This window comes from Marinobacter sp. (assembly GCF_035268745.1).
Taxonomy (GTDB): Bacteria; Pseudomonadota; Gammaproteobacteria; order Pseudomonadales; family Oleiphilaceae; genus Marinobacter.
On record NZ_DATFKH010000146.1, the window covers coordinates 1 to 1,555 of the forward strand.

2 protein-coding genes are annotated in these 1,555 nt (G+C 56.5%); one reads left to right on the top strand and one right to left on the bottom strand.

All coding sequences use genetic code 11. The features are described from left to right. Nucleotides 1–38: 38 nt before the first annotated feature. Nucleotides 39–1,168 (bottom strand): IS3 family transposase gene (locus tag VJ956_RS11400; protein ID WP_324085003.1). Its coding sequence is split into 2 segments (ribosomal slippage): nt 39–934 and nt 934–1,168, totalling 1,131 coding nucleotides; the frame shifts between segments, so codons are not numbered across the junction. 81 nt (nt 1,169–1,249) lie between these two features. On the opposite strand from VJ956_RS11400, the gene VJ956_RS11405 reads away from it, so the two are divergent. Next, a complete protein-coding gene (locus tag VJ956_RS11405; RefSeq protein WP_324085005.1) occupies nt 1,250–1,507 on the top strand; it encodes a hypothetical protein in 258 nt (85 codons plus the stop codon). Nucleotides 1,508–1,555 lie beyond the last annotated feature (48 nt).

Sequence of the window (1,555 nt, forward strand, 5' to 3'; positions counted from 1 at the left end):
TGGACCTGTCACATATTTGTTCCGCCCCAAGTGCTCGTTTAAGCCACTTTCCGTTCGAAGGCGACCGGGCTTTTCCAGCCCAATGCTGAGTGCCGTCGACTTGGATTGTAGAAGCCATTGATGTATTCGAAGATGGCCATCTCGGCTTGCCGCCTGGTTGCCCATGACCGCCGCCAGATCAGCTCGGCCTTGATGGTTTTGAAGAACGTCTCGACGGCTGCATTGTCATAACAATTACCTTTGCCGCTCATGGAGACTTTGAAGCCATTCTGGCGCAGGATCTTCTGGTAGTCATGGGAACAGTATTGGCTGCCGCGATCGCTGTGGAAGATGCAGCCTTTGGGTGGCGCTCGGAAAGCGATGGCCATTTTCAAGGCCCGGATCGCAAGGTCACGCTTCATGCGATTGCTGACAGCCCAACCAATGACACGCCGGGAATGCAGATCGAGGATGACGGCCAGATACAGCCAGCCCTCACGGGTCCAGATATAGCTGATGTCGCCCGCCCATTTCTGGTTCGGCTGATCTGCTTTGAAGTCGCGATCCAGTAGGTTCGGGGCGATGTTGAAGGTATGATTGCTGTCTGTGGTCGCCTTGAACTTGCGCGTTCTTTCAACGGTGATCCCATTCTCGCGCATCAGGCGGCCCACCCGGCGGTGCCCCACATCGATGCCAACCTCCTTCAGCTCTTCGGTCATTCGGGGCCTGCCGTAGCTGCCCAAGCTCAGACGAGACTGTTCCTTGATGTGGGCCAGGACGACCATATCAGTGCGCTGCCTGCGGCTGGCCGGACGGCTGCGGAACGCCCGCAAACCGCGCGGGCTGACGTTCATGACCTGGCACAGCCGGTCGATCGGGAAGGCCCCACACTGTTCTTCAACGAACCGAAACCTCATGGCTTTTGGCTCGCGAAGAACTGGGTGGCTTTTTTTAATATATCCCTCTCCTCCTTGAGGATGCGGTTCTCACGACGAAGCCGTTCGTTCTCCCGCGCAAGCTCGCGATCCTCGGGCGATACCACATCCGTATCCCGATGCGCCGTCACCCATTTGTTCAGGGTCGAAAGCCCAACACCAAGATCGTCGGCAACCTGACGCCGTGTCAGCCCGCTGGTCAGTGCAATTCGCACCGCGTCTTTGCGAAATTCATCAGTTCTTACTGTGCCCATAGCTCGTCTCCTTTGCTGCACATTATGCTATCAAAGGAGCGGCACCAAACCGCGACAGGTCCAAAATGAAAAGGGTGAGGAATGGAGCAGAGACTATTTGTTGGCTTGGACGTTCACAAACGCAACGTCTCGGTTGGATTGGCCGAAGATGGGCGCACTGGTGAGGTGCGCTTTCTTGGGGATATTGAAAACACACCGGTTGCCGTAGAAAGCCTGATGCGACGATTGTCTGAGCGCGGTCGTGCGCTGGATTTTTGCTATGAAGCTGGACCTTGTGGTTACGGCATCTATCGGCAGGACATGACTGCAGTGTCGTCGCCCCGACCAAGATCGCAGTAGCACCCGGGGACAAGGTCAAAACAGATCGACGGGATGCACAGCGGTTGG